Raw genomic sequence first — 23,175 nt, 5'->3', positions numbered from 1 at the left:
CTGTGTTATTGAGCAGCAGGCGTGGTGACGACATTGCCCCTGTAGTCGATGGCCACCGCGACCGCGTCAGTGCCGACCTTGCCAGTGCCGCGCCAGATACCCTGGTCGTCGAGGGCAAGCGCCGAGACATCGGTGACATTCCAGGCGATCGCGCGCTGCCTTGCCTGTTCTTCGGTGAAACTGTTCGCACCTTCCAGCGGGGCGCCGGCTTCGGGCGTATGTTGCGACCAGCTGTCCGCTGCGCAGATGGCCAGAAACTGGTCACGGGTCAGCCCATCGGGTCCGATTGTCACGCCGTCAATCCCGGCGCGGGCGAAGTCACGTTCGGATTCCGACTGGCTGATAAAGCCGTCCCCATTGATATCAAAAAGGCGATGCTGCTCTTCGCAGTCAGCAGTCGCGAGGCCCTGCGTGGTCTGTTCCTGCTGATCCGGAGAGATATCCGGCATTCCGGGAATTTCTTCCTGTGCCATCATGGCGGATGGTGCCGCCAGCGCGGCGATGATCAGGACTGCATAAGCTTGGCGTTTCATTTCGTCCTCCTCGGTGTGCGGCCACTTTGCGGGGTCCGGAACTGCCGGAACCGCTGCGACCAGGTGGCTGCATGAACCCCTCACCGCAAAGAATGTTCCCGGTTGCGGCATCCCGCGCCCATGCTGTTCCCCGCCAGTTCTGTGGAACAATCCGGCGACATTCCCGGTTTGATCAGCCTGACTTTGATCGCGGGGCGGGAGGCGCATCCGCATTGCGAGGAGCAGATGAGATGGGAAATGGCGGGGAAAACGGGGTGAGGAAATATGCCTGTCGGGATCTCCGGACCTTTGAGGGCCGATGCGACAGGCTGGCGGGGCCTGACGATCTCGCTGCCACTGTCCTCACATTCGGGTTGAGGCTGGCAATGTCACGGCTGAGGTCAGCGTGAGAGCTCTCACCGCGAAGAGGCGGCAGAAAGCACTGTGACCGCAATTCCACGGCCGCCGACGCGGTATCTGGTAGCTTTACCGCCCGAGGGGTCTCTCGGTTGTATCGCAATGGTCCCACAGAGGTCAGGCAGATGCTTTATTCAGGCTGTTATAAATGGTGGAACCGGGTAAACTGACTGTCGAGGCTTGCATGCTGGATTGTGACGATGAGTAACTCTGTAATTCCGTTCCCTGGCTCCGATCCGGAGCGGATTTCCGAAGAGGAAGACCCGATACGGGCCGCACGTCAGGAACTGCTGTCAGCGGTTATGGCTCAACCGGTTCCGGATCGGCTGAATGCGCTTGCTGCCGAAGTCGGCAGGGCGCTTGACCAGCGTGCAGCGGACCTCTCTTCCGGTCAGGGTGCGGCAACAGACGATACCGCCTGAACCACCTGAGCAAAACGGCGGATTGTCGCCGCGCGCTGAAGTTGCGGGGAACTTAACTTCCCCGGTCCCGTTTCCCTTTCATGCAGAAGAATAGGGAGACGATCATGACCATCTCGAAGCAGACACGACCGCAGGACGGAGCAGCTTCGGAGAATGTGGTCGAAATGATCCCGTTTCTCCGCATCTATGCGCGCAACCTGACACGCGGCGGACCAGAGGCCGACGACCTCGTCCAGGAAACGCTTGTGAAGGCGCTTGCAAATATTGACCGCTTTCAGCCAGGCACCAATCTTCGGGCCTGGCTTTTTACGATCATGCGCAACAGCTTTCTGACTGGCATCATGAAAAGAACCCGCGAGCCGGTTGGTGGTCAGGACTGCGTCTCAGGCCAGGTGATATCTTTTCCTGTGCATGACGCACATATTGCCTGCAGCCGGGTGATGCAGGCGATCCGGCGGCTGCCGTCGCAGTACCGGGAAGCCCTGGTACTCGTCTTTCTGGTGGGCGAGAGCTATCAGGATGTGGCGCGGATCTGCGATTGCGCTGTTGGCACCGTGAAAAGCCGGATCAGCCGCGGCCGGCAAATGCTGATGGATGATCTGCAGATGACTGAATTGCGCGACCTGATCGCCGTCAACTACTAAGCCTGCAATTCATAAGCTGCCGGCGGACCAGTCCTCTGCGAAACGCTGCCCGCCAGGTCAAGGATCCTGCGACATTGGGGGCAGTCGGATCGGGAACCGACTTGCGACGGCGATCCTCCGGATAGAACTGCTCTTCGGCGCTGTCCGCAGATCAGATTGGCAATGAGATCGTGCAGAGGATCCCTTCCGGACTGGTCCGGAAGGTGGTGGCAGCATCAAGCTGATAGGGCAATGCGCGCTCTATCAGTTCGCGCCCCTGCCCCCAGGCAGGCTCGGCCCCGGGCAGAGAGACACCCGTTTCACGCCATAGGATATGCAACCGTGATGGATCTTTTCCTTCGATCCGCCAGCCAATATGCAGATGTCCCGCCGCAGATCCCAAAGCACCGTGCTGTACCGCATTGGTGGCAAGTTCATGCAGGGCCATGGCCAGCAACTGCACTGCGGAAGGCCGCAGTGACACATCTGCGGGGCCTTCAAGGCTCACGCTTTCGCCAGAATCCGCGCCGACAGCCGAAAGCGCGGCCTGCACCAGCGCGTCGAAACCGAGGCCTGAATTCCCGTCAAGATCCGAGAGAAGGCCCTGCACCCGCGCCAGCATCTCGAGCCGGTCCCGGAAACGCCGCCCGAAATCCTCCAGATCGCGCGCGGATTTCAGGGTGCGCTGTGAAACCTGACGCACCACGGAAAGCAGGTTGCGTGTCCTGTGCTGAAGTTCCCCGACCAGCGCCCGCTGCTGTTCCTCCAGGCTGAGCAATTCGTTTATATCTGTCGAGGTCCCCAGCCATTCAATGATCTTCCCGTCGCAGTCGCGCACAGCGGTGGCGCGCGTCCGAAACCAGCGCCATCCCCCCTCCGTGGCATCCATCAGCCGGAAATCAGCCGCAAAGCCCTGCGTTTCCGCCGCGCCTGTGGCAGCGGCCCAGGCTTTCCGCAGAGCATCCAGATCGTCGGGATGCGCCTGTATCTGCCAGCCCTCGCCCAGAGCGCTTTCCAGAGGCTGACCGGTACAGGTGGTCCATTGCGGGCAGACCCAGGTCCATAAGCCGCGCGGATCGGCACGCCAGAACAGCTGTGGCAACCCTTCCATCAGGCTGTGCAGCCGCGCCGCGCTGTCTTGCCGCGCGCGTTCGGCTTTGCGGGGGCCCGCCCTGGGCAGGCCCGCAGGACTGCCGATACAGCGGTCGATTTCAGCGGCGATACGACCTGGAGTGCCGCGGATGTCAGGAAAGCCCGGATCCCATTCCCCGATTGTCAGACCGCCGCAGTCCTGCACGGCCCTCAGCCCGACTATGCCCTCGGCATGCAGCCCATTGAGCAGGACAGCGACCGCATGACGCCCCTCAGCCCGCGCGATGGAAGCGAACAATGTATCGACGGCCCCGGTCGTCTCACCTGCCGGGGGATCGCGCAGAGACAGGTGACCGGCCTCAAGTGTCAGCATGTGGTCAGGGCTGGCGATGTAAACATGCTCAGGCAAAAGGGGAGCGCCGTCTTCGGCCATAGCGACCTTCAGGGAGGTGACAGCCGCAGCCCGGGCAAGGATGTCGGCACAGGATTTGCGGTCTTCGCCGCCAACCGCAACCAGGTAAGCGCCACCATGACCAGGCTTTATCGCGGAAAGGACAGCCAGAAACGAGGCGAGCGAGATCGCGGAGATTCCGATGCCAACTACTGCCGCAACCTCAGGGGGCAGATCTGCAGGATCCTTCGTCGGATCAGGAAGGGAAGCATCGTTCATCGGATATCCCGGTCGTCTCGCGCAGAGGGCTGCAACAACTCTCCGAGGCAGCGGCAGCTGATCCCGGTTCCTGCCGCACTCCCGTCATTGCAGGAACTCACGGCCTCGCTCTGCCAGAACACGTTCCATCAGCCGTTGCAGCCATTTTTCCAGTGGAGGCAGTGTTGGCAGGCTGTGATGTTCCCGCAAGGCGAGCCTCAAAGTCGCCTCGACCAGCCGGTCTGCGGCCATCGCGTCGGAGAGCATAAGCCGCGCCGAGAGCCTGAGCCTCGGCAGAAGGGCGATCAGCGTTTGCGTATGGATCTGGCTTTGCAAAAGCGCCACAGCCTTGCTGGCTTCATGTGGTTTGGGCAGGCGCGCGATATGGGCGAACCGTCGCGGGATTCTGGCAATCTCATGCGCCGAGTAAAACACGAAGGGAATGGCCGCGCCCATCAAAAGATCGGCCAGCGGATAGACCTTCTGTCCCCGCAAATTGACATCCAGCACCGCAAGATCGGTGTCCCCGACATAATCCGTGGCCGCGGTGATGGATGGAAACGGCCCAAGCACCCTGGCCTTTGCCGCCCGGAAATGATCAGCGAGTTCTGAGGCGACATAGTAGTCATCCTCGACGATCATGATTGTGCGGCCAGAAAGGTTTTGCATGTCTTATCGGTCTCGCGGCTGGTTCAGCTGTTCAGATGCAGCGGGCCCGGCACGGATCGGACTATGCCTGCAGTATGACGCAAGATGAAATTGTCGCAACCTTCTCATAATTCATAACATATTATACTTATCAATGTGTTATGATCCATGCGCGGCGAATCTGCGGATATCCGCCTGGCAAAGATCTGCCTGTCCTGCAAGACGGGTCAGAGATCCACTGGTTTTCTAAGACGGGGAATTTCGGCATAGGCCGCCGGCAAAGAGGCTGTGTCATATCCGGTCATGAAAAGGAATGGGATCCCCGCAGCAATGAGGTGATCGGCCAGCGGAAATACCATCTCGCCCCTCAGATTGACGTCGAGCATGGCAAAATCCGGTTTTGCACCAGCGCATACACTGCTCAGTGCTTCGCTCAGCGTCGGAAAGGGGCCGATCACACAGGCCCCGCCCCGTTGCAGAAACTGTGCAAGATCGGTGGCCAGAAGATATTCATCCTCGACGACAAGGACAGATATTCCACTCAATGCAGGCAGAAGTGAGCTCAGATCCGGGTTCCTCATGGGATCATACTCCTTCGCTTTGCGTAAGACAGTAATCGCGTGAAGCCACACTCCAGGTCGCTCGCTTGCGGGAACAAACCGCTGTTCTGAATGTTCACGCAGCAATCTGTAAAGCGGAGGATATGACATGCGCAATTCTTCTGACCAGACGGAACCGCCCACCATTATCGCCAACGCGCCCTGACGTGACAAAACCGGCGAGGGGACGGACAAGGGAAGCTGCCGAAATATTTCGATTACCCGGGGCCACCCTTCCCGGAACAGGTTCAGGATCTGCCCGGCAGCTTTCGGATGATGCAGCCCCCGCCGGATCATGGCAAAGAAACCTGGATCCGCGCCGGTCGGCTTGATGGCATGGTAGCGGTGATCACTGGCGCCGACAGCGGTATCGGTCGGGCGGTTGCCATTTGCCTATGCGCGCGAAGGGGCAGATGTCGTGCTGGCTGACCAGGGCGGCTGTGCCGCATATGCGGCGTGGCAGTTCCATCTTCAACACGGCCTCGATCAATGCCGATATGCCAGATCCGGCACTGCTGGCCTACGCGACCACCAAAGGGGCTGTTCAGAATTTCACCGGCGGCCTGGCGCAATTGCTGGCGGAAAAGGGGATCCAGGTGAACTGCGTCGCACCCGGCCCGGTCTGGACCCCGTTGATACCGGCCAGCATATCCGCCGACAAAGTCTCCGGATTCGGTGAAAACTACCCGATGAAGCGTCCGGCACAGCCGGTGGAGCTGGCCTCGGCCTATGTGATGCTGGCAGAACCGATGTCGAGCTATATCTCGGGCGCCACCCTGGCCGTGACCGGTGGCAGACCGCTGATCTGATCTGCGGGCTCCAGCCCGATGGCGGAGGATCGCAGCGTGAAAACCACGCCTGCGGGGTCGAATTTCAAAAGCGCCTCGCCCCGGAACTCATGACTGAGCGCGGCTTCGATCAGCTCCCGCCCGAAGCCGCTGGTTGCGGGCTCGATAACGGGGGGGCCACCTACTTCGCGCCAGACCAGCTCGAACTGGCCACGCCGCTGCGTCCATTCGATCAGCACGCGACCCTGGTCATCCGACCAGGCCCCGTATTTCTGAGCATTGGTCGCCAGTTCTCCCAAAGCAAGGCTCAGCGCGAACACCTGGTCGGCCTCGATCATCACAGGCGGACCGCGCATGACAAGCCGGTTTTCAGGCAGACTGCCGGCAAGGGCATCGACAATAAGCGTGCGGATGTCGAGCGTGCCATAGGCATCCGCAAGAAGCGCCCGCTGCGCCTGGTCAAGCTGACACAGCCGTCTGACAGCGGCTTCCTTTGCTTCTTCGACCGATCTGGCCTGACGGAAGGTCAGCCGCACAATCGCAATGGCTTTGGCATAGGCATTCTTGATCCTGTGGCGCAATTCCCCGTTCAGGATGCTGCTACGGCGGGCGGTCATAACCTCGCCAGTCGTCTCGATAACGGTGTTCATGAACCCCGAAATCACGCCGTTCTCATCAGCGACCGGGCTGTAGCAAAAGGTGAACCAGCCGGTTTCATTGCCTTCTCCGCGTTCGATCTGCAGCTCATAATTGCGGATGAAGGTCGAATGTCCTTGCAGCGCCCGGTCCGCGATTGGCCCGATCTCATGCCAGGCTTCGGCCCAGATCTTACTGAACGGCTGACCAAGGCAGGGTGCCTTACGCCCGAGGATCGGCACAAATGCATCATTGTAGATCGTGATCATCTCAGGGCCCCAGCACAGACATTTGGGGAAATCGGATCGCAGGATCAGATCCGATGTGATGCGCAGGGCGACCGGCCAGCCAGCCTGCGACCCGAGCGGCGTTATGCTCCAGTCAAATTCACGAACCTGGGCATTCATGGCCCGATCAGTTTTGCTGTCCACAGAAGGAAACCCATGCCTGAATTCAGACGTTTAAGGCATCTGGTGCCGGGATAGTTGTGGGCTTCCACAAATGAATCAAGACAAATCTGGTGCAGGGTCAGTCCGGATGGCACCGCCGCCGGGCTTTCCTCAGCCTCCGTTCCGCGCCGCAGGCGCTGTGCATCGGATTCCCCTTTGTTCCGGCGCACCTGCGCGCAGCTGACGCGGGGCCGTCCTGGCGAGGAGATTGTCAGTGTTTTCGGCAATGGTCAGCCGGGGCAGAACCTCCCCCATTTCTGACCTGGCAGGGGGCTCAAGGCTCCGAAGGTAAGGCGCCGGCATCCCGGCGTTTGAGAACATACGCCGAAAAATGCGATGGCCACCTGCATAAGGATCGCCGCAATCCGCAAGCCAGACTCCCGGTGTCTTGGTGATGCAGGGGATCTGCTTTGTGAGACACACTTCGCCTGTTGCACCCGGAGGTCCGACGGCGGCGGGCCCGGCCGGAGCGTCAGGCATTATCCGTCAGGGTTCGGTATCGTCTTTGGATTTCTCGGCCCTGATTTGCCATCACCCTGCCCATCAGGCTCCGAGCGCTCATCCTCCATATCCGCCGGATATGTCTCATCATCCAGGACAGAGGGTTTGGCAGCGTCCCGGGGCACTTCGCCTTTGTGTCGTGTTTTGACAGGCATCTTCGATCCTCTCATCAGTGGTCGGTCTTATCTGAACACTTGGCGACCCCTGTGGTTTCCCGCCGTCTGATTGCCAGGCGGATTCTGTCCTGCTCGCCGCTGTCCTGCGCGGGCTGGCCAGGCGCAAGGCGCGGCCACCCGATAGTGCCGCCCCGCCCGCGCTGCGTTTTTGCCGGCCCGGCGGGCAGCAGGTTGATCAGGGTGCGTTACAGCCAATTTCCTCAGCGCGGGAACATCACCGCCCGGCGCCGGTTTGTCACGGAACCTGCACAGAAAGGAGAGCACCATGTCTGCGCCAAATACCAACCTCGAAAAGCAGCGAAAGCGTCACTTGGCCCCTTTGCTGGGGATCGCCGCAGCCGCCCTGTTTGGCGTCCTGCTGATTGTCTATTGGGTCGGAGAAGAGGTCGTGGAAGCCGATCCGGACGCGCCCGCCGGTCTTGATGCCGGAACCGTCAACGAACCCGCGCAGTCCACCATACCTGCCGAGGTGATCGAGCCCGGGGCCCAGCCCGGAGCGTCCGGGGGCACAGCAACGCCGCCCACCACCCGCGAAAGCCCGCCGGTGCCCAACGCGCCGCAGGAGCTGACACCCGGGTAGACGAGGCCCAGATATTTGCCGGAGGCGTTGGCGTGGCCAGCCTTGCAGTCGCGACAAGGGCGGCCCTTAAATCATGCAGTTTCTGGTGGGACTTCCGGAATGGGCTCTGCCGGTTTTCCTGCCTATCAGGCCCCTGCAGGACGGCGGGAAAACATCGACAGACCGTATTTTCGCAACGCCCTGCGGCCCGCCTTGCAACGGGCCGCTCCAAATTTTCGCCATGTCTTTTCAAAAAAAGGGGGCCGCCGGTCAGGCCAGAGCCCGGTTGCGGCAAGACTGGCGGCAGAGACCCTGCGGGACTGGCCCGGTCCGGATGGTGGTCGGGATGGCAAGGGATATGCCCGGTGCGGAACAGCGGGCTTTACAGTGGGGCGGTCATGTCGCTTCCTCGCCTGGAACCGGGCGTGGGGCGGTTTGCTCCGAAATAATCCGGAACAGTGCTGCCGCGAACGCGTTTTACGACTCCCTGCATGGCAAAGGACCGGCAAGGATATGGATGACCGCAAGGACGTTCTGAGTGCAGTGCTTGATCAGCTGGACGAGATTGGCGCGACCGGTACGGTCAGCATCGGCGCGGTGGCCGAGGCGATCGGCGCGCGGTCTTTCGCGACGCTGATGCTGATTTTTGCGCTGATTGCGGTTTCTCCGGCCAGTATCGTGCCCGGGGTGACGACGGTGGTCGCGCTGGTCGAGTTTCTGCTTGTGGCGCAGATGATTGCGGGCAGACGTCATATCTGGTTGCCCGAACTGCTTTCCGACCGGGAAATTCCGGGCGAACGCCTGCGGTCTGCCGTTTCCTGGCTGCGCAGGCCGATTGCGGTCGTGGACCAGATCCTGCAGCCCAGGCTGAGCTTTCTGACAGAAAAGCCCTGTCTCTATATCTGGCTCTTCCTGATCCTCGCGCTCACTCTCGTCATGCCCTTCATGGAACTGGTGCCGGGCACCGGCACCGTTGCCTCTGGTCTGATTGCCCTCGTGGCTGCGGCCGTTCTGACCCGGGACGGCGCCTTGCTGGTACTGGCAGGTCTGTGCCTTGGCGCCCTGGTCTGGATGGTGCGTTTGCTTGGTGAGGCCCTGTTCTGAGCGCGCAGTTCTTTGTCTGACCCACCGTCTGCGGGGAACAATTCCCGCGTCCGGGCGTTATCCCGCGCGGGACCATAGCTGAAGCAAGGCTCCATTCAGATATGTACCGTTAAAAACGTTAAGGCGCCTGCACTTGCAGGCGCCTTTTCTCTGGCCGCTTTCTTTGGCGGCGCCAGGCCGCGAAGACTGGTCCGTGCAGATGCTCTGGCAGGTCTTGCATCTTCTCTTTCGTGCGGGCGGTTTTGCCGTGCCCCCTGCCATTCCCGTCCCGCATCAGGCTCAGCTGATCGGGACTGATCCGCAAGGGCCTCGATCCGGTTGCAATACACCCGCCGATATAACCCCGGAATAGACCAAGATCTATGCCTGAGGGCCGGGAAACAGCCCGCTGCCATGAATGGTCGCCGGCACATTGTGACTGCATCGGCAGTCTGCTGCCGCCCGGCGCGGCAAGAACCGGGGATTTTCGCCGCAACCAGGGGCGTGCGGGAACAAATGAGCGGGGCTCAGGATTGGATGTCGCTGCACAGGAGCGCCCAATGTCACCTTGCAGCTTCCGCAATAATTTCGCCTTGAATGAGGAGAGGTGATGGAGAGCATAGTCAGCCTTGTAAGTAACGAGTTCCGCGACCCTTTCGAAGCTGTCAGCGCCGAAGCAGCTTTGGTGCGCCTGCTGTTCGCCGCACTTCTGGGTGCAGCAATTGGCCTGGAGCGCGAGCTTCACTCCAGTGCAGCAGGGCTCCGGACCCATATTATTGTCTCGATGGCGGCCTGCCTGTTCACCCTGATCGCAGCCGAGATCATGGCGCAGGAATTCCCCGGAGCCACGCGGTTGCAGACTGACCCGTTGCGCCTGATCGAGGCGGTCACCGCCGGAGTGGCTTTCCTCGCTGCAGGCTCGATCATTACCTCGGGCGGCAAGGTCACCGGGCTGACGACCGGCGCAGGTATGTGGATGGCCGGAGCCATCGGCCTCGCCTGTGGCAGTGGCCTCCTGCCGCTTGCCATCATGGCGACGGTGCTCTCGATCCTGGTGCTGTGGGTGCTCGGGCGCGTGTCGCGCCGCATTGCGCGAAGCTGTGAAGCCAGCACCGCGGACGAAAATCACTGACGGGAAGGAGGCAAAGATGCCCGCAAAATCGAAAGCTCAACAAAAGGCGGCCGGGGCTGCCCTGTCGGCAAAACGGGGGGAAACCGCGCGCAAGGATCTGGTTGGCGCGTCAAAGGAATTGTTTGACAGCATGACCGAGGCCGAGCTGGAAGCGCTCGCCTCCACCCCGCATGACGGCTTGCCGGACCGGGTGGAGGATGACCCATGATGACCCCTTTGCAGCCGGCTGAAATCACCCGCGCCCTTTTGGTCGGCAAACAGGTTTTCGCCTCACGAAACGAAGCCGTCGGCTCAGTCAGCGATGTTCTCGGCTCCGGCAAGTCCGCGGTAATATTTGTGGAGCTCGGCGGGCTCTTTTGCGCCGGTGGCAAGACCATTGAACTGGGCGCGACCGACATGCGGATTGGCCGGGAGGAAAACGGAGCAATCATGCTCGAGACGCGACTGACACTCCACGAGCTGGAGATGTTGCCTGAAATAAAGCTCTGAGCCGTGGGCCAGGCCGGGGCGATCAGTTCAGGCGGTTCAGGTGACGTTCGAGAATGGCTGAGGCAGCTTTGGTGTCATGGCGGCGGATGGCGACCATGATACCATAATGATCATTGTCGACGCGCGGTTTCCACCGTTTGCTGTAATGGACAAGGATATAACGCGCCGCCAGATTTTGCATGCTCTCGACTGCTTCCAACAGCCGGGGCATCTCGCAGGCCTCATAGATCTTCATATGGAAGGCGCGGTTAAGCTCTTCCCAGTCAAAGATATTCTGCGCCTGGTCACAGGCCTGGCGCAGGGCATCGGCCTCGCGCACCTGGCCGGGGGTGAGATTGGGCACGGAGTGCAGCAAGGTCAGCGGCTCGAGCGCCAGCCGCATCAGCTTCAGCTCCCTTTGGGCCATAGGGTCAAGCGGCGCGACCTGCATGCCCCTGTTGTGCTGTGACACGACCAGGCCGCGCGCGACCAGTTTCAGCAGCGCCTCACGCACGGGGACATGGCTGGTTCCGAATTCAGCGGCGAGGTAATCCTGTCGGAGCTTTTCACCCGCCATCAGTTCACCGCGGATGATGCGTCTTGCCAGTTCATCCGCGATCAGCTGTGGCGTTGGGACGGCTGGCATGACGTCGATCAACCTTGGTGGACGGTGGGAAAGAGCGTGGCGGGCGCCGTTAAGGGCCATCTATGATCTGCGCGCAATACAATAAGACGGGCGATAGGTCAAAGTGGGCGGCCCTGCCGCGTTGATCTCTCGCAGCAGGCCGCGCAGCCGACCGGGCGAAAGCCGCCCTGCGGCAAAGCCGTTCACGCCGCTGGCGCGCAGATGCGCAAAAAGATCTTCGGCGCTTTCGAACTGCAGAGTGATGGTCTCGTCGCGCAAGACAAGACCCTCCATCCCGGCGGGCAGGGCATCACATATGCCGGCAGCGTTCAGATAGGAGGGCGCGCCCCGGGGCAGACCCCAGCCGGAAAATTCCGGGAAATTGTCGGGGCCAAAGCCTGACAGCGCCAGCAGGCCTGCGGGGCGCAGGGCCTGCACCGCTTTGGCCAGCAAGTCACGCGGATCGGCGATCCATTGCAGCATCGAGGCGCTGGCGAGCAGATCCAGATCGCGCGGGAAATCACAGGCGGCGGCGTCTCCGGGCAGAGGATATACGCGCCCCTGCCCCGGCCAGGCCAGCTGCGGCAGCGGGGCGACAAGATCGTTCAGCCAGATATCCCCGGGGTTCAGGCGGGCAAGTTGCCGAGTCAGAAGGCCGGTGCCATGGCCAAGCTCCAGCACCCTGCGGGCGGTGCTGATATGGGAGAAGATACCTTCGGCCAGGCGTCCGGCGATCCGGGCCTGCGCCAGCGCCGCCCCCTCATAGCTGTGATGGTGGCGCGAGAATTCCGTGGCGATCCGCGCCATCATCATCTGATCTCGCTCCAGGCACGCCAGTTCGAAAACGGATTATGGCCGCAGTCGAGCCAGGTGATCTGCCGCTCCGGCCAGCGCGCAACCATCCGGCCCTGCGGAAAGATACGGTCGCGCCGTCCGGCAATGATATGGGTGAATGCAGCGGCGGGCGCTGCTTCGCGCAGGGCAAGATTTTGCAATTCCTGCGCGAGGGCGCCGGGTTCGGTCTGTTCCGGCAGGTCGGCCCCGGCGCGACAGGCGAAGCGCTGCAGGCTCTCTGCAGTCAGCGACGCTGCCGTGGCGTCATAAGTTTGGGAGCCGATGGTCGCGCGCGGATCGGGCGCGCCGCAGATGGCTGTGGCCCGCGCCGGTGCCAGATGGTCCAGATGGCGCGCGGCGACAGCCACGCCCATCGACCAGGCAATCACATGCAACCGGCGATAGGGGCGCAACAGCAGCCCGGGCAGGGTTTCATCGCGGTAATCGTCCAGAACCAGGACATCATCTCCGCCCTGCAGATGGTGAACAGCGGCTGCGCCGACGGCCCAGCCCCCATAAAACAGGATCAGATCCTCGCTGCCGGATCTTTGCAGCCATTGCGCCCGCATCAGAGCCCCCTTGCGATGGCAAGCATTGCCGCGCTGACCTGCGTCAGCTCGTCCGGGCGGATCGTCAGCGGCGGCATGGTATAGAGCAGCTTGCCGAAGGGCCGCAGCCAGACGCCGGTTTCGGCGCAGAAACGGTGCACCTTGTCCATCGGCAGGGGCGTTTTCATCTCGATCACCCCGATTGCGCCCAGAACGCGCAGCCCGGCCACCGAAGGCAGACCGGCAGCGGGTGCGAGGTCACGCTGCAACTGCGCGCCGATATCGCGGGCCCGGGCGCTCCAGTCCGCGCTTTGCCACAGATCCATGGCGGCGGCGGCAGCGGCGCAGGCCAGCGGATTGGCCATAAAGGTCGGGCCATGCATCAACATGCCCGCCTCACAGGCGAGATCGCGCGTGGCAATGGTGGCGGCAAGGCTCATCATGCCGCCGGTCAGCGCCTTGCCGAGGCACATGATATCGGGCCTGACCCCCGCCAGATCAGCCGCAAAGGGCGCACCGGTGCGGCTGAAGCCGGTGGCAATTTCATCGAAGATCAGCAGAACGGCATGACGGTCGCAGATCGCCCGCAGGCCCCTGAGATAGGCGGGATGGTAGAAATACATTCCCCCTGCGCCCTGGACGACAGGTTCGATTATGAAGGCCGCAATCTCTGCGTCATGGCGGGACAGCAGCGCCTCGACCTCGCCCAGGCCGTTCAGCGCCGGGTCCTCGGGCCAGTCGGCGCCATAGGGCACCGGCGGGCGGGCGGCGAAGTGCTGCGGCGCAATGGCACGGCCGAAATGGCTGTGCATGCCGGTTTCGGGATCGCAAAGGCTCATCGCCTTCCATGTGTCACCATGATAGCCGCCGCGCACGGTCGCCAGGGCAGTGCGCCTGCGATGGCCACGCGCGATCTGGACCTGAATGGCCAGTTTCACCGCCACCTCAACCGCGACTGAGCCACTGTCGGCATAGAAGATCCGGTCGAGCCCCTCCGGCAGTACAGCTGTCAGCCGGCGGCTGAGGTCGATGGCCGGCTGATGGGTCAGCCCGCCGAACATGACATGCGGCAGCTGCGCCGCCTGGTCCTGCAGCGCTTTGACCAGCGAGGGCGGCGCATGGCCAAAGGCCGCGCACCACCAGGAGGACATGGCGTCGATCATCCGCCGGCCATCATCGAGCGTCAGCCAGATACCCTCGGCCCGCCTGATCCTGTGCTGCGGCGCCGGATGCGCAATCGAACTGTAGGGATGCCAGATATGGCTGCGGTCAAAGGCCAGATCCTCCATCACAGCGCAGCCTTTACGGTCGCCAGGTCGATAGCCGAAAATTCCTGTTCCAGCGCGCTGCGGGTGACATTCGCGAGGCACGGCAACCGGCCAAGGGATGGCAGGGCGGCGATCCGGCAGATGCTGTGCTGGCTGTCCGGCATTCCCTCGCCGATAAAGACGATGCCCAGCAGTGGCACGCGGCGCGCGCGCAGGGCTTCGATGGTCAGCAGGCTGTGATTGATCGTGCCAAGTGCGGTCCGTGCCACCACGATGACCGGGGCCTGCCATTTCGCCATCTGATCGGCGTAAAGGAAACTGCCGTCCAGGGGCACCAGCGCGCCCCCCGCCCCCTCGACCACCAGCGGGCCGTCGACCGGGGGCAGCGGCATCGCTGTGATCCTGATCCCCTCGCGCGCCGCCGCATGATGCGGCGAAGCGGGAAGCTTCAGCCGATATGTCTCGGGCAGGGTGGGACGGCCGGTCAGGCGGGCGACGGTTTCGCTGTCAGTCTCTTCGTCAAGCCCGGCCTGGACGGGTTTCCAATAGCTTGCCTGCAACGCCAGCGTCAGCCCGGCGCTGAACACGGTCTTGCCGATCCCGGTATCTGTGCCGGTGATGATGATGGCGGAACTCATGTCGGATACTCTGTTTTCATCCCCGCGATGGCCGCGAAAAGCGCATCGATATCCGTGACCTGCAGCCCACCGGTGATCGAGATGCGCAGACGCGCAGAGCCTTTCGCGACAGTGGGCGGCCGGATAGCGCGCAGATCGAACCCCGCCTCGCGCAGGTCATGCGCGGCCCTGAGCGCCGCATGGTCCTGACCTATGATCAGAGGCAGGATCTGGCTGCGGCCGAGCTTAAGCCCCGCGCCACTGGCGGCGCGATGGGCATGAAGGCGCAGGTCTTTGGCATGTCCGATCAGTGCGGGCCGTGTCTGCAACAGCAAAAGCGCCGCACGTACCGCCGCCGCAACCAGCGGCGAAGGGGCGGTGGCATAGATAAAGGGGCGCGCGCGGTTGATCAGCGTCTCGGTCACGATGCGCCCGGCGCAGATCAGCGCGCCACCGGCCCCGAGCGCCTTGCCGCAGGTATGGACCACAATCGATGCAATATCGCCCGGCACATCGGCAAGCCCGCGCCCCATCGGCCCGTAAAGCCCGGTGGCATGGGCTTCATCCAGGACCAGTACGGCATCGTAAGCCCGCGCCAGTGCGATGAAATCGGCCAGTGGCGCGAAATCCCCATCCATCGAACAGAGCGTCTCAAGCGCGATCCAGATCCGCCCGCGACCGCCATTGACGCGCCAGTCGCGGATCTGATCCTCTGCATGCTGCGCGTCGTTATGGCGGAATTCCAGGCTTTGCGCCGGGCCGAGCCGCATCCCCTCATGCACACTGGCATGGATCCTTGCATCATAAAGCACCAGATCATCTGCCATCGGCAGGGCCGAGAAGATCGCCTGATTGGCCTGAAAGCCACCGCCCATGAACAGAGAGGATTCGGTGCCGAAGAAATCGGCGGCTTCGGCCTCCAGCGCCGCAAATTCCGGATCATTGCCGCGCAACAGCCGCGATCCGCCCGACCCCACGGGCACACCGCGGGCGATGGCCGCCTGCACCCCATCGGCGAGGACGGCGGATGCGCTCAGGCCCAGATAATCATTCGAGGCAAAGTCACGCCCCAGTGCCGGCAACAGCGCGCGGGCGCGCCCTCGCGCTGCGGTGACCGCAAGCCGTTCGGCATGTCGGGGAAAAAGGCTCACGCCGCCGCCCCACAAAGCCGCAGTTCTTCGGCGCGCAGGCCGAGCCTTGCGAAAAGCTGCGCGTCTTTGCTGTCGCCGGGATTATCCGCTGTCAGCAGCGTATCGCCGACAAAGATCGAATTGGCACCGGCAAAAAAGCACATCGCCTGCAGCTCATCCGACATCGCGCTGCGTCCCGCCGAAAGCCGGACATAGGATTTCGGCGCCAGAATACGCATGGTGGCAATCGTACGCACCATCTCGATCGGATCAAGCGGTGCCACATCTGCCAGGGGTGTGCCTGCCATCGGCATCAACATATTGATTGGGATGGATTTCGGCGGCTCGGGCAGATCGGCCAGGGTCTGGATCATCGAGATCCGGTCTTCAGGGCTCTCTCCCATGCCGATGATCCCACCGGAACAGACATTGATCCCGGCCACGCGGACGCGTTCCAGCGTCTCCAGCCGGTCGGCAAAGCTGCGGGTGGTGATGATCGAGGGGTAAAAGCTCTCGGAGGTGTCGATATTGTGGTTGTAATAATCAAGCCCCGCCGCCCTGAGCTGAACCACCTGGTCATCATCCAACATCCCCAGCGTCATGCAGGTCTCGAGCCCGAGGGCCTTCACCCCCTCGACCATGGCGATGACCGCCGGCATGTCGCGCGCTTTCGGTGAGCGCCACCCGGCCCCCATGCAATAGCGCGTCGCCCCCGCGTCTTTGGCCTTTTTAGCCTCGGCCAGGACCTTCTGCACCTCCATCATTTTCGAGGCGCTGAGTTTTGATCCGTTGCGCGCCGATTGCGCACAATAGGCGCAGTCTTCCGGGCAGCCGCCGGTTTTGATCGACAGGAGTTTCGCGCATTGGATGCGGTTCGGGTCGAAATTTTCCCGATGCACGCTCTGGGCGCGGAACAGCAGATCCATCAGGGGCAGATTATAGACAGGGCTCGCACGCATTTGCATCGGGGTCCTCCGGCAGGGCTGCGATCAAGCAGACAGGGAACCGGGCGCGCGCTCAATTTGCAAAGTTATCTATTATTCGATCCAGATCTGAATTTAAATTAATATTTAAAATCAAATATCTATATTAAAAATCGCACCTGGAACGAGCGGCAGGGGCATTCCGGTTTGTCTATAATATATTATCTGCATCCCGTGTTTCTGGGGCGCTGCAAACCGCACCATCATCCGATCCGCCGATGCCGCATCCTCACTGTGCCGGCGCCACGCAGAAACTGCGGGTCGAGATCGGGTTGTGCCAGCAGCGCCCCGTCGCTTCGGTCACCGGACCATCGGTTCTGACCTCGTTCAGGCGCCAGATGCCGTCCTGGACATAGGTTACGCTGCGATCCCCGTCCGGCCAGACATAGACGTTCAGCGCGATCTGCTCCCGCAGCTTCTGCATCTCTGTTGAAGCCTGCCAGAAGATAAAGCCATGACAGGGTTTGTCCGAGATCACCTCGCCGCTCACAGCTCTGACCTGACAGGTGAACGGGTCAGAGGGCAGATCGCCCGCACTCCATTCCTCCAAAAGCTGCGTATTGGCGGCGCAGGCCTGCGCAATATTGTCCATGCAGCCCATGTCAAAGGCGCGCGAGGCCTCTGACAGCACCAACGGCGGCGGCGGATCTTCTTCCTCTGCGGAAGATGCGAAGGCGAGCGGCACGGGCAGTGTCTCGCCCCGGCGCACACTGTCAGTCAGCATCCCGCCATAGATCAGGCAGGCCGCCCCATCGGTGGTGTTGACGCGGTCATGAAAGCAGCCGCGCTGATAAGCGGCCAGGGCAAAAGCCGGATCAGCGGGCGGGGCTGCCCCGCCGGAAAGCAGATCCCCGGCCAGCCTGCACCCATAGGGCGCCACCGAAACGTCGGCGCTGTTGCAGGTGAACCGGGCCCATCGCAGGGCCTCGGGCAAACGCGTCTGATCCGCCAGCGCCAGCTTTGCCGCATCATAGCAGGCCCGGCTGTCCTGATCATTTCCGCTGGCCATCAGCGCCTCGCAGGCCATCGACCGGATATAGAGCGCGCCTTCCCCGTCATCGCGCTCTGCCATGGCATCCGCAAGCTGGCTGCAGGTATTGGCGGCCCGCGCCATATCGCGTGCATCCCGGCAGCCCATGCGCAGGGTCGCAAGCCAGGCCTCTGGATCGTCGCGGGCGGGAATGGTCACGCCCTGGGTTTCATATCCGACCTTAGCGTAAAGGCCCGCCAGCGGCGCGCAGCCCTTGATATTGCTGCGCGAACAGGCCTCTTTCAGCATCGCTTCGACCGTGTCCAGACCATCCGCGGCCTCCAGCGCCGCATAGACATACAGCGCCTGATTGCAATCCTGCGAGGATCCGTCCTCGGGGGACAGGCAGGATAGGGCAAGGGTATCATATCGGGCGCGCAAGGCCGGACGGGCCTCGGAGAGTGTCACGTCCATGGCCGCGCCAAGGCTTTCGCAGATGCTGTCCTTGTTTTCCTGAGCGTCACAGAGCGCAATCGCGCGGGCGGCCGCGGCCTGCCGCTCGGACACCGGCCAGAAATCGGGCAGCTTTGACAGGGTGGCGCAGGCCGCCGGATCGCCGGCTGCGCAGCCTTCAGTCAGGAAGGCACTGGCCCGGGTCACACGCGCCGGACCCCGCGCATCAGGATCGCCATAGGTAAGGAAATCGCGGTAAAGATAATAGGCGGATTTGCAGCTGCGCTGATTTGGATCGCGGGGGCCCTGGGTGCAAATGCCCGCCTCGATGCCCGCCAGCGCGAACCGTTCGTCCGGGGTCAGACCGGTCGCGCCCCGTGCCACTGTCACCGCGCGAAAGCCCTCTTCCAGCCCCTCGCAAATCCAGCCGATCCCTTGCTGGCAGGCGGTCAGATTGGCCGCGAAATTCGATGCCGCCTCGACGAGGGACGGGCTGCGATCTGCCGCCGTGTTCCGCGCCAGCAGGATACAGCCCACGCGGTCCTGCGCATCGCAAAGCAGTTTCGACAGCTCCACCGTCACGCGATTATCCGCAGTCACCCCGCCCGGCAGCGCCTGATCCTGCGCAAGCTCTGTCGTATTGTCCTGCCGGTTGATCGCCAGCCGGCACCCTTCCAGGTCACTGGCCATACAGCCCAACAGAGCATAGCGTGTGACCACGGCGGGCCCACGGCCCGGCCCTTCCGTCGCATCATAGATCAGGCCGGCAAATGCGGTGCAGGCCGTGCCGAGGCCCAGATCGCAGGCCTGTTTCATCCCCGCAGGATCCCCGGCCAGACGGGCTTCGGCCAGCAAGGCCGCAGCCTCCTGCGATCCGCCCTGCCCTGCTTCGACAAATCCGGCATCATCCCGGATCAGCGCCGCGCTGAAACCGGCACCGGAGACACAGGAACTGCCCTCTGGCAGCCGATCGGAAAGGCGGACTGTCCTTTCGCTGGCCCCGGTGCTCAGAAGACCCAATACCAGTGCATAGCCCCCCGCCTGCAGCCGATAGCCGGACGCAGAGGGGCCAAAAGCAGGCAGGGAGGCCGCGAGATTGTTCAGCTCGGACAGCGTATCGGCATGGCCTGCAACAAGATGGCAGGTGTTCGGCGGAGCGAGGTAGATCCGGTCGCGGCTGTCACTTGCAGTCGTCGGAGGGCAGAAATGCGTGACCCCGGCAATCTCCAGATAGCCCACTGCCCGCTCCAGCCCCTTTCCGGTCGCGTAATCCACAGCGAACCATGCGGCACCATCCGGGCCGAAGGTCACGTCGCGTAAAGTGACCGCTTCGCCCGCCGCCAGTTCGCGTGCTGCCGCCCCGGCAGGTGCCGCGTAAATCGGTTGGGCAGCGCAGATATGGCGGGTTTCCAGCGGCTGATGGGGCAAAGGTTCCTGCGCCAGGGCCGGAGAGCAGACCCCGGACGCAAGCAAAGCAAGGGCGGGCAAGGTGATCCTGATCATCAAAACTCACAAATGGTGACGTCCCGGGCCACGATCACAGGCCGGCTGCCGATGCCGGGCAGGATGGACCGGAAGGAGGCCGGTTCCAAGCAGGGACGCAATGCATCCGGCGTGATCCTGCCGAGAGACAGGGGATGCGCCCGGCCCAAATCCGGGAGTGACTGTTCCGGCAGAACATCTGTGCTACAGGGCGTGGAAACATACCAAATGGACTGCGTCATGCGGAAACTTCTTCTTGTTATCATTGGCCTCGCATTGCTGGGCTTTGGCGGTTATCGGCAATTTGCCGGTGCAGGCGTCAGCGCGGCAGACCAGGCGCGCTGCGAAGCGCAGGTCCGCGCGCAAAGCGGTGACGATGCCGAGGCCCTGGCGCTTTTGCTGCCCAAATGCGGCGATGCCGGCATGGTGGCGATGATGGATGCCCAGGCATCGGGCGATGATGCCCAGGCGGCAGCACGCCGGATCTCGCAGGCCAATCAGGGCGACCTGACGGCGCATCTCGTTGACTGGGCGATGATCGGCGCGGGCCTTGTCGCATTGGCGGCTGCTGCGGCCATGAACCGCCGCCGCGCATGATCCGGGTGCCGGGGTGAAGACCTCGCGCCGGATTTGGCTGCTGATCCTGATGGTCGTCATCGGGATCGCACCGCTCGCTTCGGTTGCCCTGGCCGGGCTGATTGCGGACTGGAACGGCTGCGCCCTGCATGAGGGCTTTGCCCAGCCCTGTATCCTGTTGGGAACCGATATCGGCGGCGTGCTTTACACGATGGCCGTCATGGGCTGGCTGATGCTGATTTCGCTTTTCTTTCTCGGAGGCGGATTGCTCGGGCTGGCATGGGAGGGCGTCTTGCTGATCGCCCGGAGGATGTCGGGGCGCCTGAGATAATCGGCGCAGCGCCTGCTTCGACGCCGGAGTCATCGCTTTCTTACCTCAACGCCAGCGAGGATGGCGTTCACGAATACGGGACTATTCAGTGTTATTGCCGCTTGCCGAAGCCAGTTAGCGCCGAGACGGGCAGATTGATCTCGATGGTCAGGCCGTCCTGAGTGGATGACCGCACCGCGTGACCCCGAAGCTGCCCTTCGACGATCGAATTGAACAGTTTCGAGCCAAAGCCTGTGCCCTTGTCAGTCGAGGCAGGTAAATGCGTCACTTCCACCCAGCGAATGCTGAAGCGATCTTCGATCTGGCAGAGTTCGACACGGAGCAGGCCCTGGCTGTCCTTGAGGGCCCCATATTTGACGGCATTCGTCCCCAGCTCATGGAATATGAGAGCGATCGCGGTCATGGCTGACGGGTCGAGCGGCAGATCATCGCCAGTGATCGTAATGTGGTCGTCCCCTTTATCGTAAGGCGCGAGAAGTCGACGCAACAGTTCCGCTATCGTGGCTACTGTTCCGTCCTGGTTGTGCCTGATAAGGCCATGGGCATCGTGGAGCGCTCTCAGTCGGCCCCTAAGTGATTCCGTCACCGCCTTTACGTCGGTGCCGTCTCGGGCCGTGAGGCTGACCAGGCCATTCACAAGTGCGAACAGGTTGCCGATCCGGTGGTCCAGTTCCCGGGCGATGATCTCACGCTCGGCTTCCAGTTGCTTGACGGCATCGATATCCGTGGAAGTTCCATACCAGCGCGTGATCGCGCCTTCGGCGTTCCTAAGCGGTTTGGCAAGAACCTTAAGCCAGCGATAGCTGCCGTCATGATACCGGAAGCGATAATCGATCGCGTAGGTTTCCCCTGTCATAAGGCAGGCTTTCCAGGTTGCATCGACCCGCGCCTTGTCTTCAGGGTGAACCAGGCTTTTCCAGGTTTCTGCCGTGATCTCTTCCGGGGCGACGCCGGTAAATTCAGTCCACCGGCAATTGAAGTAGTCGTGCCGCCCATCGGCGTCCGTGCTCCAGACGATCTGAGGGATGGACTCGCTCACGATATTGAAACGTTTGTTGCTTTGCTCAAGTGTCTCGACGGCGTCTGTTAACTCGGTGATATCGATCAGGATGCCGCTCAGATGGGACGCCGCGCCTTGCCCGTCACGCGCCACTTTGCCAAAGGCTGCAACCCATTGGTTTTCACCTGTGGGCGTCGAAATCCTGTAGCGGCAGTGATAGTCAGAGCCGGTCGCGATCGCGCCACCGAGGGCATCGAGGACCCGCTCTCGGTCATCCGGGTGAAGGATCTGCGAAAGTCTCTCAAGGGGAATGCCGGTCCCGGCCTGCGCCTCAATTCCGAAACGTTCCAGGAACGTGCCTTCCACGCTGAGATCCCGCCGCGCCAGGTTCAGGTCCCATGTGGCGATGATCCCTCCGGCCTCAAGGGCAATGTCGACGCGTTGTCGGGCAAGCAAGAGCTTGCTGATCAGGTCATCGCGATTGCGCATCACGATAGACAATGTGATCGGCGCCAATGCGACCATGAAGGCCGCCAATCGCATGGAAACAATCGCATGCTCGTCATAGACGCCTTCGGCACCGTGAAGATAGGTCGCGCATATGACGGTCAGCAACCAGCAGCTGAACAGGAAAGCGAGGGCGGAAGCAGTGAAGACGGAATAGGCCAGGCCGCACCACAAAAGCGCTGGCAGAGCAAAGGCGAAGGCGCCTGGCCCTCCCACAACCATCGCCAGGGCGCAGGATGCTGCCAGAGCCAGGACAGGAACAGCTGCAAACGCGCCCGGTACCAGGTTTAACGACCTGATATTTGCGCCCAGGCTACGAGGCGCCGGCGCGGAAAGTATGACCGGCAACAAGGCGATATAGTTGACGAGTTCCGTCGTGAACCAGAATGTCCCCGCATTGGCAGCACCGAGCCTCAGCACGACAGGGTCGGCAATGGCGCCGACAAGTCCCGCAGCTGCGGCAGCCGACACCGAGACCAGGACAATATACAGTGCGGATGCCGGCTCCCGCATCAGCAGCGCATTCCTGGGAAGATAGCGGCAAACAAGGCAAGCTGTACCGACGCCGCACAGGTTTGCGGTATTGAGCAGTAAGGCCTGTGCAAGGCTGGTGCCCGCGATCAGGTCTGCCGCCATATAGGCCATCGCCGCCAACAGCCACACAGAGGGACGGCGCGTATCGGGCAGGCGAATGAGCAATCCAAGCATGACCGCATTTGCGGGCCATATCATCGCAAGATACCCGACCGGTCTTGTCAGAATGCCCAATGTACATGCGGCAAACACCACGAGACCGACGACGAGCGCATTCGGTGGAAGAGCCGGGACGAGTTTGAACCATCTCGACGATACACTGCGTTCTACGGAGGCCATCAGAGTCTCTCGCCGACAGGTCAATGCGACAAGTTAGCTTATCACCCCTGCATAGTCACCTGTGTTCTTCGCCGGAGCCAAAGAGGCATTTTTGCGAAGGTCGGCTGTTGGGCGGATTTACTCCTTTCCCTGTTGTACTCCAGACCACGCGCTGGATCCCGGCAACGCCGAGCGCATTAGGCGGTTCATCTGGAGCAAGTGAGGCGATGCGTTCCCCCAAACGC

23 protein-coding genes and 1 pseudogene are annotated in these 23,175 nt (G+C 62.2%); 10 read left to right on the top strand and 14 right to left on the bottom strand.

The window, feature by feature from the left end; translation table 11 throughout:
• Positions 1-5 precede the first annotated feature (5 nt).
• Positions 6-533, bottom strand: coding sequence for a hypothetical protein (locus tag M3484_RS15335; RefSeq protein WP_249497540.1), 528 nt, complete (start codon positions 531-533; stop codon positions 6-8).
• 596 nt (positions 534-1,129) lie between these two features.
• On the opposite strand from M3484_RS15335, the gene M3484_RS15330 reads away from it, so the two are divergent.
• Positions 1,130-1,351 (top strand): hypothetical protein, encoded by a 222-nt coding sequence (locus tag M3484_RS15330; RefSeq protein WP_249497539.1) that lies wholly within the window; start codon positions 1,130-1,132, stop codon positions 1,349-1,351.
• A gap of 104 nt (positions 1,352-1,455) precedes the next feature.
• Entirely contained in the window at positions 1,456-1,995 is a 540-nt protein-coding gene (locus M3484_RS15325; RefSeq protein WP_249497538.1) for a sigma-70 family RNA polymerase sigma factor, read from the top strand.
• Positions 1,996-2,146: 151 nt separating this feature from the next.
• Here the strand turns inward: M3484_RS15325 and M3484_RS15320 are convergent, their stop codons facing one another.
• From M3484_RS15320 to M3484_RS15310, 3 genes are all read right to left on the bottom strand, one after another.
• Positions 2,147-3,736, bottom strand: coding sequence for a sensor histidine kinase (locus M3484_RS15320; RefSeq protein WP_249497537.1), 1,590 nt, complete (start codon positions 3,734-3,736; stop codon positions 2,147-2,149).
• A gap of 84 nt (positions 3,737-3,820) precedes the next feature.
• On the bottom strand, positions 3,821-4,384 hold the full coding sequence (locus M3484_RS15315; protein ID WP_249497536.1) for a response regulator: 564 nt from the start codon (positions 4,382-4,384) through the stop codon (positions 3,821-3,823).
• A gap of 206 nt (positions 4,385-4,590) precedes the next feature.
• Positions 4,591-5,259, bottom strand: a complete 669-nt coding sequence (locus M3484_RS15310) for a response regulator (RefSeq protein WP_249497535.1) — start codon at positions 5,257-5,259, stop codon at positions 4,591-4,593.
• Here M3484_RS15310 and M3484_RS15305 point away from each other — a divergent pair.
• Positions 5,236-5,771 (top strand): annotated as a pseudogene (locus tag M3484_RS15305) (SDR family oxidoreductase). The gene M3484_RS15310 and the pseudogene M3484_RS15305 overlap by 24 nt on opposite strands.
• On the opposite strand, the gene M3484_RS15300 reads toward M3484_RS15305, so the two are convergent.
• Positions 5,720-6,793 (bottom strand): HWE histidine kinase domain-containing protein, encoded by a 1,074-nt coding sequence (locus tag M3484_RS15300; protein ID WP_249497534.1) that lies wholly within the window; start codon positions 6,791-6,793, stop codon positions 5,720-5,722. The pseudogene M3484_RS15305 and the gene M3484_RS15300 sit on opposite strands and share 52 nt — an antisense overlap.
• 984 nt (positions 6,794-7,777) lie before the next feature.
• Here M3484_RS15300 and M3484_RS15295 point away from each other — a divergent pair.
• From M3484_RS15295 to M3484_RS15275, 5 genes are all read left to right on the top strand, one after another.
• Complete coding sequence (locus tag M3484_RS15295) at positions 7,778-8,092, top strand: hypothetical protein (protein ID WP_249497533.1); 315 nt, start codon at positions 7,778-7,780, stop codon at positions 8,090-8,092.
• Between the two features lie 492 nt (positions 8,093-8,584).
• Positions 8,585-9,175, top strand: a complete 591-nt coding sequence (locus M3484_RS15290; protein WP_249497532.1) for an exopolysaccharide biosynthesis protein — start codon at positions 8,585-8,587, stop codon at positions 9,173-9,175.
• A gap of 589 nt (positions 9,176-9,764) precedes the next feature.
• Positions 9,765-10,286 (top strand): MgtC/SapB family protein, encoded by a 522-nt coding sequence (locus M3484_RS15285; protein WP_249497531.1) that lies wholly within the window; start codon positions 9,765-9,767, stop codon positions 10,284-10,286.
• Between the two features lie 16 nt (positions 10,287-10,302).
• Positions 10,303-10,494: a DUF3008 family protein gene (locus M3484_RS15280; RefSeq protein ID WP_249497530.1), complete on the top strand. Its 192-nt coding sequence runs from the start codon at positions 10,303-10,305 to the stop codon at positions 10,492-10,494.
• The gene (locus tag M3484_RS15275; RefSeq protein ID WP_249497529.1) at positions 10,491-10,775 is read left to right on the top strand and encodes a PRC-barrel domain-containing protein; all 285 of its coding nucleotides are present in this window, start codon (positions 10,491-10,493) and stop codon (positions 10,773-10,775) included. The genes M3484_RS15280 and M3484_RS15275 overlap by 4 nt, the downstream gene beginning before the upstream one ends.
• Before the next feature lie 22 nt (positions 10,776-10,797).
• On the opposite strand, the gene M3484_RS15270 is transcribed toward M3484_RS15275, so the two are convergent.
• The 8 genes from M3484_RS15270 to M3484_RS15235 all read right to left on the bottom strand — a co-directional run bounded on the left by M3484_RS15270 (position 10,798) and on the right by M3484_RS15235 (position 19,685).
• Positions 10,798-11,400, bottom strand: a complete 603-nt coding sequence (locus M3484_RS15270; protein WP_092904353.1) for a GntR family transcriptional regulator — start codon at positions 11,398-11,400, stop codon at positions 10,798-10,800.
• A gap of 60 nt (positions 11,401-11,460) precedes the next feature.
• Complete coding sequence (locus M3484_RS15265) at positions 11,461-12,192, bottom strand: methyltransferase domain-containing protein (RefSeq protein ID WP_249497528.1); 732 nt, start codon at positions 12,190-12,192, stop codon at positions 11,461-11,463.
• Positions 12,189-12,782 carry a pimeloyl-ACP methyl esterase BioG family protein gene (locus M3484_RS15260; RefSeq protein WP_249497527.1) on the bottom strand — a complete coding sequence of 198 codons (594 nt, stop codon included), beginning with the start codon at positions 12,780-12,782 and terminating at the stop codon, positions 12,189-12,191. The genes M3484_RS15265 and M3484_RS15260 overlap by 4 nt, the downstream gene beginning before the upstream one ends.
• Positions 12,782-14,050, bottom strand: coding sequence for an adenosylmethionine--8-amino-7-oxononanoate transaminase (gene bioA / locus M3484_RS15255; protein WP_249497737.1), 1,269 nt, complete (start codon positions 14,048-14,050; stop codon positions 12,782-12,784). Before bioA ends, M3484_RS15260 begins: the two co-directional genes overlap by 1 nt.
• Positions 14,050-14,667 (bottom strand): dethiobiotin synthase, encoded by a 618-nt coding sequence (gene bioD, locus M3484_RS15250; protein ID WP_249497526.1) that lies wholly within the window; start codon positions 14,665-14,667, stop codon positions 14,050-14,052. The genes bioA and bioD overlap by 1 nt, the downstream gene beginning before the upstream one ends.
• The gene (locus M3484_RS15245; protein ID WP_249497525.1) at positions 14,664-15,797 is read right to left on the bottom strand and encodes an 8-amino-7-oxononanoate synthase; all 1,134 of its coding nucleotides are present in this window, start codon (positions 15,795-15,797) and stop codon (positions 14,664-14,666) included. Before M3484_RS15245 ends, bioD begins: the two co-directional genes overlap by 4 nt.
• Positions 15,794-16,741, bottom strand: a complete 948-nt coding sequence (gene bioB, locus M3484_RS15240) for a biotin synthase BioB (protein ID WP_349306281.1) — start codon at positions 16,739-16,741, stop codon at positions 15,794-15,796. The genes M3484_RS15245 and bioB overlap by 4 nt, the downstream gene beginning before the upstream one ends.
• Positions 16,742-16,988: 247 nt before the next feature.
• Positions 16,989-19,685, bottom strand: a complete 2,697-nt coding sequence (locus tag M3484_RS15235) for a hypothetical protein (protein WP_249497524.1) — start codon at positions 19,683-19,685, stop codon at positions 16,989-16,991.
• Between the two features lie 219 nt (positions 19,686-19,904).
• Between M3484_RS15235 and M3484_RS15230 the strand changes: the two genes are divergently transcribed.
• Both M3484_RS15230 and M3484_RS15225 read left to right on the top strand, forming a co-directional pair.
• Entirely contained in the window at positions 19,905-20,261 is a 357-nt protein-coding gene (locus M3484_RS15230; RefSeq protein WP_092904367.1) for a hypothetical protein, read from the top strand.
• A 13-nt stretch (positions 20,262-20,274) separates the two neighbouring features.
• Positions 20,275-20,571 (top strand): hypothetical protein, encoded by a 297-nt coding sequence (locus tag M3484_RS15225; RefSeq protein ID WP_249497523.1) that lies wholly within the window; start codon positions 20,275-20,277, stop codon positions 20,569-20,571.
• Positions 20,572-20,662: 91 nt separating this feature from the next.
• Here the strand turns inward: M3484_RS15225 and M3484_RS15220 are convergent, their stop codons facing one another.
• The gene (locus tag M3484_RS15220) at positions 20,663-22,951 is read right to left on the bottom strand and encodes a sensor histidine kinase (RefSeq protein ID WP_249497522.1); all 2,289 of its coding nucleotides are present in this window, start codon (positions 22,949-22,951) and stop codon (positions 20,663-20,665) included.
• Positions 22,952-23,175: the final 224 nt, after the last annotated feature.

The sequence above is a fragment of the Pseudomonas sp. GX19020 genome, from assembly GCF_023371075.1.
Classification (GTDB): Bacteria; Pseudomonadota; Alphaproteobacteria; order Rhodobacterales; family Rhodobacteraceae; genus Pseudogemmobacter.
This window is presented reverse-complemented; position numbering and strand designations above follow the sequence as displayed.